Below are 14,067 nucleotides of genomic sequence, written 5' to 3'. Positions count from 1 at the left end.
GCACCCAGCGAATCCCCAGAACCAGGAGTCCCCATGTCAGAAGTTATTGTCGTCGGCGTTGACAACAGTGAAACAGCCAAGCGCGCAGCAATGGCAGCAGCGAAGCTCGCTACCGCCCTCGGTGCCGAACTGCACGTCATCAGCGGTTTCTCCGATGACCGGATCGAAGAATTCGGCAGCGGCAGCGACCGCATCACTGTTTCCTCGGCTGACTCCGCCGAATACGTTGCCCGAAAGGTCTCAGAGGAACTCGACGTTCCGGCCGGCAACATTAAGTACTTCGCTGCCCGCGGCAACCCAGCCAACGCCCTGATCAACTACGCGGAGACCAACAACGCTTCCCTGATCGTGGTGGGCAACAAGCGCATGAAGGGCCTCGGCCGTGTTCTTGGCAGCATCGCCAACAGCGTGGCCCACGGCGCTCCGTGCGACGTGTACATCGTGAACACCGAAGTCGACGCGTAAGCACCCATGTAGGTAACAGCAAACGTCGCTATGACCACTCATAGCGACGTTTGCTGTTACTCAGTTGGGGGGCGGCACTTAGTGGCCCTGGAAGGCTTCAGCCAGCCACCACGAGCCACCGTCGGAGGCGATTTTCGCGTCGATCACCAGGGGCCGGGTTTGGGTACCGGACTGGTAGGCGGCGAGCCAAGGTTCGACGGCGGCGAGGTCGGCTACCGTTCTGACCGTCACGCCTTCGGCGCCGAACCCGCGGGCGATCGCCGCGATATCTGTATCCGGGAACACCACGCTCGCCAGATCGGCTTCGGGGTGTTCGGGCGCAAAGTGGTGCACCTCGGCCCCGTAGGCGGCGTCGTTGTAGACGATGCAGACCAGCGGCAGCTTCAGCCGGACGGCGGTTTCGAGTTCGCTGATGCCCATCAGGAACCCGCCGTCGCCGGCGCCGAGAACGGGGAGCCGGGCAGGCTGGGCCACGGCTGCGCCGATGGCCGTGTACAGCCCCAGCCCGATGGCCTGGAAAGCCTGTGTGAAGCAGAACCCGAACTCGTCCGGAATGGCGAGGTACTGGCTGGGATAGCCCATGAAGTTGCCCGAATCCACGGACACGATCCGCTCCGACGGAAGCAGGGTGTCGAGTTCGCGGGTCAGGACGCGGGGGTCGATCCGGGAGCCGGTGGACAGGTCCGGTGTTTGGACGTCCCGCCAGCGCGAGCCTTCCTTGATGGCCAGGGCGTTGGCCTCTGTGCGGTACTTCTCCGCAGGGTCCGGCTGCGCGTCCGCCAACGCCGACAGGGCATCAGCCGCGGTCAGCGCCGTATCACCCAGCACCCCCAGCGAAATGGGCCGGTTGGCGCCCAAGGCTGCGTCTTCGACGTCGATCTGGACCACCGTGGTGCCGGTCGAAATCAGCCTTCCGTGGCGCATGGTCCACATGTTCAGGGCGCACCCCCAGCCCACGATCAGGTCGGCACCGCTGATCAGTTCCGCCGTAGTCGGCGACGAGAAGCCACCTGAAATTCCGAGGTTGTGCGGGTCGCCGTTGAACAGCCCGCTCGCCACGGCAGAGGTCGCTACCAGAGCGCCGGCGTGCCGTGCCAAGGCAAGGATTTCTTCGCGCGCGCCCCGGCCGCCGCGTCCAGCAACAAACACGGGTCGTTCGGCCGCGGCGATCAACCCCACCAGTTTCTGCACGGCGTCAGCGTCCGGGCGCACCTTGAGCGGTTCAGGCACGACGACGGCACCCACCTCGTCTGCGGCGGTGGCACTTTGGACGTCCAGCGGCAGGCTCAGGACAACGGTGCGGCGCTCGTTCAGTGCTGTCCGGAAAGCCCGGATGGTGTCAGCGACCGCGGTGGCGGGGGAGTGGATCCGTTCTGCCACGGCACCGACGCTGCGCGCCAAAGCATCCTGGTCGATCTTGAAGTTGGACCTGGTCGCTGCAGCCTGGGTGTCGGCGGTCAGCACGACCATGGGTGTCCGGCTCTTCGCGGCCTCACCGATGCCCGTGATGGCGTTGCTTAGGCCGCAGCCTTGGTGCGTGGTGACCACTCCGACCTTTCCGGACATCCGCCCGTAAGCGTCGGCCATGGTGGCCGCGCCACCCTCATGCCGGGCGGCAGTGAAAGGAATCCCTTCGGCCATGAGGGTGCTGGTGACATCGAAGTTACCTGAGCCCACCACCCCGAAGACGTGCCCGACTCCGAGCTGGGCCAGCGTCCGGCCTACAAGCGTGGAAACCCGCATCTGCACTGTCACGTTCGGCTCCCCGCTCATGAGCGCTCCTCCGCGCCCTTTTCCACCAGGGCGTACACGCGGCTGGGGCTGCCCGTACCGCCCACGATCGGCAGCGGAGCAACCACCAGGGTGGCACCCGTGATGGGGAGGCGGTCCACGTTCCGCAGCGAGGTGACGCCGTACTTGTCCGCTCCGAGGAGGAAGGAGTGCACGGGGAACATCGGATCAAGCGCCCCTGCCTGTCCGGCGTCGATGCCCACGGTTTCCACGCCGAAACCGCTGATTGAGGAGTTGCCCGCAAGCCATTTGGCACCTGCTGCTGAGACGCCGGGAGTGTGGGGACCGGCGTCGTCCGCGTTAACGAAAGCGGCAGCGTCCGCGCCGCGGGCCGCCCAACCGGTCCGGAAGATGATCCAGCAGTTCTCCGGGAAGGAACCGTGCTCTTCCTGCCACTGCTCAAAGTGTTCCGGTTCCAGCAGGAAATCGGCGTGGGCAGCTGCCTCGGCGGTCTTATCAATGACAACCAGCGGCCCCACCAACCGGTGCGGTTCGATCTGGTCCACGGACTTGCCGTCCTTGCCGGTAATCCAGTGCACCGGGGCGTCCAGGTGCGTGCCGGCATGCTCGCCCACCGTGACGTCGTTCCACGCCCACGCCGGACCGGCGTCGTCAAAATTGCTCACCGGAGAAACCGACAAACCGACCGTGTTCGCGAAGGGCTGCGGCAGGTTCAGGATGGGTGTCTCGGAGCTCAGGGGGGTGGTGAGGTCGATGATCTCCACCGAACCATTCGAAAGGGCTGCAGTGAGCCCGGCCAGAACAGACATTGTTCTCCTATCGCTTACGTGGTTTCAGTGCTGCTTGAATACGGGAAAATCTTGAGGGCTTGGGGATCAGCTTCCGGGCCACCAAGTGCCCGGAACCGCCCGAGAGTCCGGGGCCCGGGTGCGTTGAAGCTCCGATGTGCCAGAGTCCCTGTATGGCCGTGCGGTGTCCCGCGGCCCCGGGGAAGGGGCGCCACAAGAGGTTTTGGAAGAGTTCGGCGGAGCCACCGTAGGGGTCCCCCTTCACCGCGTTGGGGTTGGCCGCGGAAAGGTCCGTCGGAGCCAGGATGTCGGAGGCCAGGACTCTCGCTCGCGTCCCCGGGGCGAACTGTTCCAGCCGGGCCAGGACCCTCTCCAGGTACGCCTGCTTCAGTTCTTCATTCCAGCCGTTGGCCACATCCAGTTCACCGGCGGCGTCACCCACCGGTGCGAACGGCACTTCCTGGAGTTGCAGCCACAGCGTGGCCTTGCCCTCCGGGGCCCGCGACGGATCCAGGAGGTACTGCTGTCCCACCACCACCGTTGGTTCGACGGGCAGCAGCCCGGCCTCGGCTTGGGCGCACGCAATTGCCGTGCTGTCCGAACCGTTGCTGATGTGAACCAGCGGAACGTGGTCCAGTCGGGGGTCGAGCCACTCCACCGGCTTGTCCAGGGCGAGGTGGATTTGCATGGCCCCACGGCCGTTCTGGTAGCGCGCGGCAGCAGCGGCGGTACCTGCCGGTGGTTGCTTCAGCAGCTTGGTGTACAGGGCCTGCGGAGAGACGTTGGCCAGCACGGTACCCGCCGAAACGACCCCGGTAGAGGTGCGGACGCCCGTCACGGAACCGGACACCACAGTGATCTCCTCAGCCTCGGCTCCCAGCATGATCCGGACGCCGTTGTCCCTCAGTAAGGACTCAAAGGCCGCAACGAAGCGCGACGCCCCGCCTTTGACCACAGGGAGCCCGAAGCCGTGCATGCTCATGGCCATCACGGGAAGCATCACGCCGCCTGTGGCTTGATCCGGACCGAGCCCGGCATGCAGGAGCCAAGGAGACCACAGCTGGTCGGCTTCCCAACCATCGAAGCGGCTGCGGACATAGTTCCGGCCACTCATCACGGAGTCCCGCAGGAATACCTCGTTGGCGGCCAGCCGGCCCCGCCGCACGGCCCCCACGGCAATCTTGGCGACGTCCGGAAACGAGCGGAGCTCCGCGCCGAAGGCCCCGAACACTGTGTCTGCGTGACGGCCAAGATCGTCCAGCATGGCCAGGTAGGCTGCTTGGTCGCCGGGCTCCTTGAACGCCGACGCCGTTTCCGCAGGATCGCGGTGCGCGATGACCACCCGCTGTGCTCCCGTCGCCGGATCCAGCGCCACAGCCGCCGTTACGGGCCCGGAGGTGTTGCAGTACTCCAAGCCCCGGGCATGCAGTTCCTTGCCCAACGCACCGTAAGCGCCTCCGGACACGAACAGCGGATGCCAGGAGGAAAACGTGTCATGGATGAAGCCAGGAAGCGTCCGCTCGGAGGAATCGATAAAGCCGCCCAAGCGGTCTGAGCGCTCGATAACGCACACCCGCTTTCCGTCCAGGGCGAGTTCGGCTGCTGCAACCAGGGAGTTGATGCCGGAACCGATGATTGCGACGTCGAAGGAGTCCATGCAGTGCTGTTCCTCTCAGAAATCAGGATGGCTGGCAGTGGCGTGGTACTTGCCGCTGTGGAACACCAGGGGAGCCCCGCCGTCGTGCTTGTAGCTTTCCACCTCACCCACGTAGATGACATGATCGCCGGCGTCATGTCGTGAGACGGTGCGGCATTGGAAGGTGGCCACCGCGCCATCCAGAAGCGGCACACCGGCGATGCCTTCGGTGGTTTCCGCGCCGGCGAACTTGTCTGTGGCGGGCGTGGCGAACTGCCGTGACAGGACGTGCTGGTCGCTGGCAAGGATGTTGATGGCGAAGTGCGTGGCTTCCTCGAAATCGCCCAGGCTTGGTGCGCGTTTGCTGGGGCACCACAGCACCAGGGGCGGTTCCATGGACACCGAGGTGAAGGAATTCGCCGTCATGCCCACCTTTCTGCCGTCCGCGGAGACCGTGGTGACAACGGTGACGCCAGTGGCGAATTGCCCCAAGGCGCTCCGGAAATCGCGGACATCGAACGCGGACGTGTCCTCTTCCTTCCTGGCCTGCATGAAGTCGGTTGCGGCAGCGGAGTCGAACCACCACGGGTACGAGGTCCGGGGATCATCGAAGCCGTTCACGATGCTCGCCGCCAGCGCCGGGTGCTCCGCGGCTTCGCTGAGGAGCGTCTTTTGGTGGTCCCTTCTTGGCTTCAGGAGGTCGTTGGTCCACTCAACTGCCCATTGCCCCCATCCGCGCCAGAATTCGTCGAACGTGCGCTCCATCCATTGACGGTCGAACGGTTGCTGGCCGCGGCGGATGATCGAGTCGAGGTAGTACTTGGCCGCCAGGGTCGCGTTGTTGGAACCCTGCCCGGTGAGGGGATCGTTGAGGACCACGGCGTCACCGAGGCCGAACACCAGCTTCCCGTTGCCGAGTTCCCCTACCGCGGACCTCACCGTGGGCGTGATGCGGCCCAGCAGCGTGGCGCCGTCATCGGTCAGTTCCGCACCTTCGAAGTTTTGGGTCTCGTGCGGGAAATGCTCGCGCAGGATCTCCAGGGACCGTTCGAGCTGCTCCTCAGGGCTTCCGACGTCGGTCCAACGGTCCATGGGGCCGCCCACCACGCCTTCGAACACCATCATGCGGCAGGGGCCGGAGACGGTAAGGCCCGGGAACGTGAAGAATTCGCCGACGCCGGGGACCATGGACATGCGGATGGCGTCACCGGTGCCGGCGACAGCACCGGCGTCGGGCTTGACGTAGTTCAGTGCCAGGACGCGCTTGGGGCGGTCGAATGGCGACTTGGCTTTGTCCCGGGGGAAGATCTGGCCGATTTCGCCTTTGCCGGTGCTCACAATGACAAGCTCGTAGTCGCGGGCGAGTTCCTCGAGCATGCGCGCCGTGACTTTCCCGATGCGGAAATCACCGCCGGCTGCAACGAATGTTTCTATCCAGAGGGCGCTTTTGATCCGCTGGTCGATGGAGCGGGCCGGGCCGTCCAAGGGCGCTTCCCATTCGATGGGCTGATCACCGTCCACGCGGAGCCGGAAGGAGGTGATTCCAGTGACGGATCCTGATTCGTAGTATTCGGTCAGGGCGGTACCCATCTGGCCCTCGGCATCCAGCGCCGTAGAGAACATGCACTGGCTGGACATGACTTTCCCGGCGCGGATCTGGGCGGCGGAACGGTCGGACAGCAGCGTTACCGCGTAACCCTCCCGTTGCAGGCCCAAAGCCAGTTGGGCGCCGGATTCGCCGGCCCCGATGATTGCTATCTTTCGCATGGTGAATCCTTTTTAGCAGGGCTGTGCTAGAAAACTGGGTCTGAAAACTTGTGTCAGGAAACCTTGGCGGCAGACAGGCTTGCCAAGTAGTTGGCAGCCTTGTCCGGGTACATGAACCAGTTCTGGAATTCAGGGGGATGGTTGAAGCCGTTGGCGAACCTGTGGGCGATGTCAGGCTCGCTGTTGGCCGCGCCCAGGAGTTCAAGGACGTGGGGCGGCGGGGGAGCCAGGAGGGCATTGGTCCAGTGTGCAACGTGCTGTGCGTAATCCCAATAGCGCTCGAACGTGGCCTGCATGAACTCTGCCCCGTAGGCCCGGTCACCGTGCTGGATGATGCTGTGCAGGTAGGAGGCGGCGCACTTGCTGGCGTTGTTGGAACCCTGGCCGGTGATGGGATCGTTCAACACTACGACGTCGGCCAGGCCCAGTACCTGCGCCCCGCTCGGCAAGGTGGCGATGGGGTGCCGGACCGTGGGGGCGAACCGGCCCTGGAGGACACCGTTGGGATCGGTGAGTTCAACATCGGCGGCGCGTTCTGCCTCCCATGGCAGGAAGGTCTTGAGGATGTTCCGGGAGTTCTCCAGGTGTTCCTCGGGGGACAGGCCCTTCCAGGAATCAAGGGGGCCGCCGGGAACGCCCTCGAACACCATGATATCGCAGGGGCCGGTTGTGGTCAGTGCGGGAAAGACGAAGTACTCGCCGATGCCGGGAATGAGGTTGAAAGAGACTGCGGAGTACTCTTCGCGTGGCCGTAAGCCCTTTACATAGGTCAATGCCAATGCCCGCTGCGGGGCATCGTAGGTACTGCGTTCGGCGTCGCGGGTAAACAGCTGGGCGATCTCGCCCTTTCCTGCTGCCACTATCACCAAGTCCGAGTTCCTGGCGTACTTCTCCAGCTCGGCAACCCCGGCGTCCTCAAAGACCAGCTCGCCTCCCCGGGCGGTGAACTCTTCCATGAACCGGGGGAATTTGACCCGCTGGTCGATGGACTTTGCGTGGTGGTCCAGCCGGGAGGCCCAGCTGATGGCCTTCTCGCCCGGGAGTTCGGGGTGCGGAATGGTGAACGAGATGCCGTCGACTGTCGGAGCGTCCGGCCAGAAGTCCAGCCCGAGCGCCCGTTCGTGTTCCAGTGCATTGTGGAAGATGCACTGGCTGGAGGCGACTTTGCCTTCTGCAATTTCCTCGGGCGTCCGGTTGGAGATGGTGGTGACCTGGTAACCGGCGTCTAGCAGGCCGATTCCCAGCTGGAGGCCGGACTGTCCGGCGCCCACGATTGTGATGTGGCGTTGCGTCATTGTGGTCTCTTTTCTTTGGGTCTTGTTCTTGGGTATCGAACGGTCAGTTTGCGGCGAGCAGCGGGATGGTTTCTTCTGCCCGTTCCGGCCCCAAGGCGGAATAACCGCCGTCGACCGCCCAATCGGCGCCGGTCACGAAGCTCGCCTGGTCGCCGGCAAGGAAGGCGACGACGTCACCCACCTCGTGCGGGCGTCCGACGCGTCCCAGGGCATGGAATGGTGCAGCAACTGAGTCTGTTTTCTCAAGGCTTCCGTTGGTGAGCGAGTCCATGATGTTGCTCCACACCCAACCGGGGCTGACCGAATTGACCCGGATGCCGTCGGCGGCGAAGTCCACGGCCATGCTGCGGGTGACCTGCACCAGGGCTGCTTTGCTGGCTGGATAGAGCCAGCGTCCCGTCTGGGCTACTGAGCTGGAGATCGAGGTGAAGTTGATGATGGCGCCGTGGCCGGAGTTCTTGAGGTGGGGGCGGGCTGCGTTGCTTGCCACCACTGCGCTCACCAGGTTGACGTTCAGTGCGTCCAGCCAATCGGCCCGGCCGGAGTCGGCGCCGGCGTCGTTGTAGGTGCAGGCAAGGTTGACCAGGATGTCCAGGCTGCCGTGCCGGGCCACGGTTTCGGTCACCAAGGCGTTCACGGCGTAGTCGTCCGTGATGTCCGTGTGGGAAAACATGACGCCTTCACCCAGCCCGGCGGTGATGGCACCGCCGTCGGGGTTTATGTCCGCTACCACCACGGTGGCGCCGGCGTCCCTAAGGGCAGTGACCACCCCCTGGCCCACCTTGGTGGCGCCGCCGGTAACGATTGCTGTCCTGCCGAGAAGTCCTGACATGGTCAAACCCTTTCAACTGCGGATGGTCATGTTGCGCAAATATGACGTGCGTCATACTCGTTCTGAAGCGACTCTAGGGATTCAGGCGTCGTGCGGAATATCCACTTGGCGCGGAAATTATCCGTTTTGCGCAGAGTCCTCGTCTTCCTGGTGCCATCCCGCCCACGGCGAATGCGTCACCAAGATGTCCTTCTCCCGCAGTTGTGCTGCCCACAGTTCGAAGTGGCTTCGGTCCCATTCGTCCCGGCGTTCATGCACGAGCTTGATGTTCTTCACTTGTCCTCACCTCGCTTCCGCACTGTTATGGTGATGTGAGCTGCGTCATACTTGTCCTAAGAGCGACTCTAGACAGCCGCTGCACGGCGGAATATCCAGATGGCGCGGGGAACATCCGAAAGGCGAAAAGCTGCGAAAACCCATGTAAAGCAGGTGGTTGATGGTGAGGATCCTTCCCCGGGATGTCCTGCGGGGACGGCCAACAATGGCCACCACCGACGTGGACGAGGCTCACGCCAAAATCGCTGAGTTGTTCTGCGGGCATGAGCTCGCGCCGCGGACAAGAACATCGTCCGTAAACATGAAGCTGCGCTCCCTGCACAGGGCCGACGTGGGGATCGAATACCTGGACTATGGCGCCGATGTCCGGATCGCTCCTGAAGGCCTGCAGGATTTCCATTTGGTGCAGATCCCTTTGGCTGGGCATGCCACCATGCAGGTGGGCCAAAGTACCGTGGAATCCAGCCCCGCACTTGCCAGCGTGCCGCCGATTGACCGGCCGTTTTCCATGAGTTGGGATGGCGGAAGTCCCCACCTGATCGTCTACGTTCGCCGCACCGCTCTGGAACGGATCTCCACTCAACTGCGCGGTGAGGGCGACGTTGACCTCGGCTATGGCATGGACCTCACCACCGCCGCCGGCCGCGCCTTCTTGAGGTCCGTCGTCGAACTTCACGACGATATGATCAGCCGCCCCCAATCCGCTGCGCCGGTGTTCCTGCAAGGGCTACTGGCGGACAGCATGGTGTCGCGCTTATTGATGGCCATGGAACCGCCGGCCAGCCTCCCCCGGGACGTGGATACGGAGAGCCGGCTGGTCCGGGAATGTCGTGAACTGCTGGAACGGCACGCTTTCGAGGAACTCACCGTGCCAGACATCGCAGAGTGTTTGGGGGTGTCTGTGCGCACCCTGCAAACCGCTCTTCGGGCCGAAACCGGAGCGACGCCGTCGGACCTGCTCAGGAGCATCCGCCTGGACCGGGCCCGTGAGATACTCCTCGAGGCAAGCCCCCGTGAGCAAAGCGTGACGGCGGTTGCCGAGTTGTGCGGCTTCACTCACCAAGGGCGGTTCTCGGCCCTGTATCTCAAGACGTTCGGCGAGCTGCCGTCGGAGAGCCTGCGGCGCTGACTCCCCGCTGCTACGCCTCCAGCACGTACGTCTTCAGATCGTCCAGGGTCTGCTGCATGTGTGCATCCATTGCCAGCCGGGCCTCGTTGGGGTTCCGCGATTCCAGGGCGGCCGCGATCTTCCGGTGGTGCCCGATGGCGTGCTCCTGGATTTCCGGGAAGGCCGAGGTTTCCGCGCGCCGTGCCTCAAGGACCCGGTGCAGCGGTTCAAACAGGACGGCCACGAAGACGTTGCCGGACGCGTGAAGAATGACGTCGTGGAAGGCGAGGTCCGCTTCCACAAAACCGGCGAGGTCATTGACTTCATGCGAGGACTGCATCTTTTCCACATGCTCTTTGAGCGCGATGAGTTCGTCGTCGGAGATGCGTTCCGCGGCCAGCTCGCAGGCGCCGGTTTCCAGCATCCGGCGAAGTTCGATCAACTGGATCGCAGCCGCAGCGTCCTTGGTTCCCTCCGAGGCTGCACGGAGCACCGCTTCCAGGGAGGCCCACTGGTTCAGGGGGTTTACGAACGTTCCGCGGCCGCGTTCTACGCTGAGGATCCGTTGCGCTTCCAGCGTTTTCATGGCTTCACGCACGGTCATCCGGCTCACCTCGTGCCTGGCGCTGAGCTCAAGCTCGCCCGGAACCACTGTTCCTGGCGGAAACTCACCCGCGATGATCCGGTCCAGCAACTCATCAGCTACGACGCCAACCAGCGACTTGCGTGCCATGTATCCCCACTCCTGTTTTCCCATCCATCTTGTGCCCGCGTAGCCGGGCGGGATGGATGTCAGACATCTTACGCTGGCGCGGGCCAGCTGGTGCTCCAAAATTCCCGCAGCGCCTCCGCGCATTGCCCCGGCTGCTCCCAATGCACGCTGTGCCCGGCCTCTGGAATGGGTGCCAATCGACGTCGCGGGTCGGCCTTCACAAACGCGGCCATCTGGTCCAAAGTGCGTAAACGGTCGGCGGTTCCAGCCAGCACCAGCACCGGCGCGTGAACGCGCCCAGGCACTGAAGGTTCGACGCCGGTCATGGCCGCCTTGCCGCTGGAGCCAAGAACCTCGAAGGGAACATTGAATCCGCGCCCGAGCAGCTCTTCGTCCTCCGGGGACAAGTGGCCGTACCAGGCTTCCATGCAACGGGACTTGGTTTCGGGATCAATGAAGCCCTGTTTCCATTGAGACTCCAGCATGGACCGGAAGCCTTCGTTCGGGGGTGCCGGGACCATGCCAACCAGCGCCAGGGTTGCCACCAGCTCCGGATGATTGGCGGCCAGCGTCAGGGCCACGCTTCCGCCCAGGGAGTGGCCCACCACGTGAACCTGTCCGCTGTGCCTGGCTTCGAGGGCGGCCGCAAGGGCAGCAGCCGCTGAGTCCAGGGTCCACTCGAATCCAACGGGCAGAATCTCCCCGGGGTGATAGCCGGGAAGGTCCACAACCCACACGTTCATTCCAGCGGCGAGCAACTTTTCGGCCAACGGATCCCAGTACGCGGAACTTGAAGCCCAGCCATGGAGAAGGACCACAGGTACGCCTCCACCTGCGGAAACGGCGGGCTCGCGAATAGCCACGAACGGATGCGGAACCACGTTCTCTGCCATCTACCCAGCGTAGTGACGCTGGTCTCCTTGCGCAGTGAAGGGCGGTATGTCACACTAATTCAAATGTTAGATGTCTGACATCTTACATACACAAATCGCAGTAGAGATTTTCCACGATGGAGTGCACAGTGATTCTTGAAGCCGATGTTCTTGCCGCCTTTCCGGCGGAAGTCCGGATTCCCGCTCAGCTCGTGGCCGACGCCGTTGCAGCGTCCACCGCAAGCAGCCCCCGCGTCCTGGTGGTCCTCGATGACGACCCCACAGGCACGCAGTCCGTGGCAGATCTGGCTGTCCTGACAAGTTGGAACGTGGAGGACTTCGCGTGGGCCTTCACCCACATCCGCGAAAACCAGACCAAACCTGCCGTGTACGTCCTCACCAACACCCGTAGCCTGGACCCGGCCGAAGCCGCTGCCCGCAACCAGGAAATCGTCCGCAACGCGCTCGCCGCTGCCGCCGCTTCCGGGGACGGCCTGCGCCTGGGCTTCGTCAGCCGCAGCGACTCCACCCTCCGTGGCCACTACCCGGTGGAACCGGACACCATAGCCGAAACCGTCGCCGCCGAAACAGGCGAAAAGACAGATGGCGTCGTGATTGTTCCCGCCTTTCCCGACGCCGGCCGCGTCACCATCGGCGGCGTCCACTACATGCGGGCCGACGGCGGAAAGCTCACCCCTGTGGCCGAGACGGAATTCGCCAAGGACGCGAGCTTTGGCTTCACCAACTCCGAGATGGCCAAGTACGTGGAGGAGAAGTCACAAGGTCGCTTCCCCGCCAGCAGCGTCATCGTCCTGGACCTGGACATCATCCGCGCCGGCGCCTCCGCGCAAGACCCGGCCATCTCGGCCAAAGCCATTGCGGACGCCATTGAACCGGCCACCAACTCCACCCCCATCGTTGCCGACATCGTCACCGAGAACGACTTCCGGGCCCTGGCTCTCGGTCTCGAAGAAGCCGAGCGCCGCGGCAAGAAGCTCCTTTACCGCGTTGGGCCGCCGTTCGTCCGTGGCCGCATTGGCCAGGAAATCCGTGCCGCCCTCACCGCCGAAGAAGCCTTCGCGGGCAACACTCCCTCCACCGCAGGCGGGCTGATCGTGGTCGGCTCCCATGTTGGCGTGACCACCCGCCAGCTCAACGACCTGACCTCCCAGCACAGCTCCGCGCGGATCATCGAAATCGACGTCGAGAAGCTTCTGGCCGGCGAGGCGGAAGCCGACGCCTATATCGGAACCATTGTGTCCGACGTCGTGAACGCCCTCCACCAAGGCGACGTGATCGTCCACACCAGCCGCCTCCTCATCAAAACCGACGACGCCGCAGCGAGCCTGAAGATTGCCCGCACCGTCTCCGCCGCCGTCGTGGCCGTGGTGAACCGCACGCTCAAGACCTTCCCGCCACGGTTCGTCATCGCCAAGGGGGGCATCACGTCCTCGGACGTCGCCGCGCACGGACTGGAGATCCGCCACGGGATCGTCCGCGGTCCCATGCTTCCGGGCATCGTCTCGCTGTGGGAGCCGGTGGACGGCCCCGCAAAGGGCATCCCCTACATCGTCTTCGCAGGCAACGTGGGCGATGACCAATCACTGACCCAGGTCACCCGCAAACTCAGCACTTCCTTCTAGATTCAACGGAGAACACCATGACCAGCAGCAACTACACCGTCACCGTCCTGGGCCTGGGTGCCATGGGCCTGCCGATGGCTACCCGCCTCGCATCCGAACTGACCGTGCACGGTTTCGACATCGCCGAACCCCGCCTGGAGCTCGCGGCGGCAGCCGGCATCAAGACCTTCGCTTCGGCCCGTGAAGCTTCTCAGGACGCTGATGCGCTGCTGCTCGCTGTCCGCAACGGCGAGCAACTCGACGATGTCCTCTTCGGTGAGAACGGTGTCGCGACCGTCCTGAAGCCGGGCGCCGTCGTCATCCTGGGCAGCACGGTCGGCACGGAAGCCATTCCGGCAACCGTGGCCAAACTGGCCGAATACGGCGTGTCCCTGGTGGATGCACCCCTGTCCGGCGGCCCCAAGCGTGCCGGCGAAGGCGATCTCCTGATCGTGGTGGGTGCCGAGCCCGAAGCCCTCGAAAAGGCCCGGCCTGCACTGGAACTGCTGGCCTCCACGCTGACGATCGTCGGCGACAAGCCCGGCGACGGCCAAGCCCTCAAGACGGTCAACCAGCTGTTGTGCGGCGTCCACATTGCTGCCGCCGCTGAAGCCTTGGCGCTCGCTGACGCCCTGGGCCTCGACCAAGCCAAGACCCTGGCCGCCCTGGAAGCTGGAGCGGCCGGTTCCTTCATGCTCTCCAACCGCGGTCCGCGCATTCTTGAGGCCTACGACGAAGAAGGCGCTGAGGTCCTCAGCCGCTTGGACATTTTCGTCAAGGACATGGGCATCGTGGGCAAGGCAACCCGGGCCGCAGGACTCGCCGCGCCCGTTGCCGCTGCTGCAGAACAGCTTTACCTCCTCGGCCAGGCCCAGGGCCTCGCCGCCGCAGACGACTCCGCCGTCATCAAGGTCGTAGCGCCTGCCAAGCGCACCGCCTAAG

At 64.2% G+C, this 14,067-nt stretch carries 13 protein-coding genes; 4 read left to right on the top strand and 9 right to left on the bottom strand.

The annotated features are described in order from the left end of the window. Positions 1-33: 33 nt before the first annotated feature. Entirely contained in the window at positions 34-465 is a 432-nt protein-coding gene (locus PJL15_RS15710) for a universal stress protein (RefSeq protein WP_281452078.1), read from the top strand. Positions 466-543: 78 nt separating this feature from the next. Here PJL15_RS15710 and PJL15_RS15705 read toward each other — a convergent pair whose 3' ends face one another. From PJL15_RS15705 to PJL15_RS15675, 7 genes are all read right to left on the bottom strand, one after another. After that, positions 544-2,238 (bottom strand): thiamine pyrophosphate-binding protein, encoded by a 1,695-nt coding sequence (locus PJL15_RS15705; RefSeq protein WP_281452077.1) that lies wholly within the window; start codon positions 2,236-2,238, stop codon positions 544-546. Beyond that, positions 2,235-3,026, bottom strand: a complete 792-nt coding sequence (locus PJL15_RS15700; RefSeq protein ID WP_281452076.1) for a cyclase family protein — start codon at positions 3,024-3,026, stop codon at positions 2,235-2,237. Before PJL15_RS15700 ends, PJL15_RS15705 begins: the two co-directional genes overlap by 4 nt. Positions 3,027-3,033: 7 nt before the next feature. Then, positions 3,034-4,662, bottom strand: a complete 1,629-nt coding sequence (locus PJL15_RS15695; protein ID WP_281452075.1) for a phytoene desaturase family protein — start codon at positions 4,660-4,662, stop codon at positions 3,034-3,036. Positions 4,663-4,677: 15 nt separating this feature from the next. Then, a complete protein-coding gene (locus tag PJL15_RS15690; protein ID WP_281452074.1) occupies positions 4,678-6,408 on the bottom strand; it encodes a flavin reductase in 1,731 nt (576 codons plus the stop codon). A 53-nt stretch (positions 6,409-6,461) separates the two neighbouring features. Then, on the bottom strand, positions 6,462-7,703 hold the full coding sequence (locus PJL15_RS15685) for a styrene monooxygenase/indole monooxygenase family protein (protein ID WP_281452073.1): 1,242 nt from the start codon (positions 7,701-7,703) through the stop codon (positions 6,462-6,464). Between the two features lie 43 nt (positions 7,704-7,746). Beyond that, complete coding sequence (locus PJL15_RS15680; protein WP_281452072.1) at positions 7,747-8,535, bottom strand: SDR family oxidoreductase; 789 nt, start codon at positions 8,533-8,535, stop codon at positions 7,747-7,749. A 117-nt stretch (positions 8,536-8,652) separates the two neighbouring features. After that, the gene (locus PJL15_RS15675; protein WP_281452071.1) at positions 8,653-8,811 is read right to left on the bottom strand and encodes a hypothetical protein; all 159 of its coding nucleotides are present in this window, start codon (positions 8,809-8,811) and stop codon (positions 8,653-8,655) included. A 160-nt stretch (positions 8,812-8,971) separates the two neighbouring features. Here PJL15_RS15675 and PJL15_RS15670 point away from each other — a divergent pair, with 160 nt between their 5' ends. After that, a complete protein-coding gene (locus tag PJL15_RS15670; RefSeq protein ID WP_281452070.1) occupies positions 8,972-9,940 on the top strand; it encodes an AraC family transcriptional regulator in 969 nt (322 codons plus the stop codon). Between the two features lie 10 nt (positions 9,941-9,950). Here PJL15_RS15670 and PJL15_RS15665 read toward each other — a convergent pair whose 3' ends face one another. Next, complete coding sequence (locus PJL15_RS15665; protein ID WP_281452069.1) at positions 9,951-10,652, bottom strand: FadR/GntR family transcriptional regulator; 702 nt, start codon at positions 10,650-10,652, stop codon at positions 9,951-9,953. Positions 10,653-10,720: 68 nt separating this feature from the next. Continuing rightward, the gene (locus PJL15_RS15660) at positions 10,721-11,524 is read right to left on the bottom strand and encodes an alpha/beta fold hydrolase (RefSeq protein WP_281452068.1); all 804 of its coding nucleotides are present in this window, start codon (positions 11,522-11,524) and stop codon (positions 10,721-10,723) included. 128 nt (positions 11,525-11,652) lie between these two features. Between PJL15_RS15660 and PJL15_RS15655 the strand changes: the two genes are divergently transcribed. Together PJL15_RS15655 and PJL15_RS15650 are read left to right on the top strand one after the other, a co-directional pair. Beyond that, entirely contained in the window at positions 11,653-13,146 is a 1,494-nt protein-coding gene (locus tag PJL15_RS15655; RefSeq protein WP_281452067.1) for a four-carbon acid sugar kinase family protein, read from the top strand. Between the two features lie 17 nt (positions 13,147-13,163). Beyond that, complete coding sequence (locus tag PJL15_RS15650; protein ID WP_281452066.1) at positions 13,164-14,066, top strand: NAD(P)-dependent oxidoreductase; 903 nt, start codon at positions 13,164-13,166, stop codon at positions 14,064-14,066. Position 14,067: the final 1 nt, after the last annotated feature.

The sequence above is a fragment of the Paenarthrobacter nitroguajacolicus genome (genome assembly GCF_029952445.1).
GTDB classification, from domain to species: domain Bacteria; phylum Actinomycetota; class Actinomycetes; order Actinomycetales; family Micrococcaceae; genus Arthrobacter; species Arthrobacter nitroguajacolicus_B.
This window is presented reverse-complemented; position numbering and strand designations above follow the sequence as displayed.

Bases quoted from the DNA above. Each gene is read 5' to 3' on its own strand.
- PJL15_RS15700 (WP_281452076.1), bottom strand. From the start codon at position 3,026: ATGTCTGTTCTGGCCGGGCTCACTGCAGCCCTTTCGAATGGTTCGGTG.
- PJL15_RS15670 (WP_281452070.1), top strand. From the start codon at position 8,972: ATGGTGAGGATCCTTCCCCGGGATGTCCTGCGGGGACGGCCAACAATG.
- PJL15_RS15710 (WP_281452078.1), top strand. From the start codon at position 34: ATGTCAGAAGTTATTGTCGTCGGCGTTGACAACAGTGAAACAGCCAAG.
- PJL15_RS15690 (WP_281452074.1), bottom strand. From the start codon at position 6,408: ATGCGAAAGATAGCAATCATCGGGGCCGGCGAATCCGGCGCCCAACTG.
- PJL15_RS15685 (WP_281452073.1), bottom strand. From the start codon at position 7,703: ATGACGCAACGCCACATCACAATCGTGGGCGCCGGACAGTCCGGCCTC.
- PJL15_RS15665 (WP_281452069.1), bottom strand. From the start codon at position 10,652: ATGGCACGCAAGTCGCTGGTTGGCGTCGTAGCTGATGAGTTGCTGGAC.
- PJL15_RS15705 (WP_281452077.1), bottom strand. From the start codon at position 2,238: ATGAGCGGGGAGCCGAACGTGACAGTGCAGATGCGGGTTTCCACGCTT.
- PJL15_RS15680 (WP_281452072.1), bottom strand. From the start codon at position 8,535: ATGTCAGGACTTCTCGGCAGGACAGCAATCGTTACCGGCGGCGCCACC.
- PJL15_RS15650 (WP_281452066.1), top strand. From the start codon at position 13,164: ATGACCAGCAGCAACTACACCGTCACCGTCCTGGGCCTGGGTGCCATG.
- PJL15_RS15695 (WP_281452075.1), bottom strand. From the start codon at position 4,662: ATGGACTCCTTCGACGTCGCAATCATCGGTTCCGGCATCAACTCCCTG.
- PJL15_RS15660 (WP_281452068.1), bottom strand. From the start codon at position 11,524: ATGGCAGAGAACGTGGTTCCGCATCCGTTCGTGGCTATTCGCGAGCCC.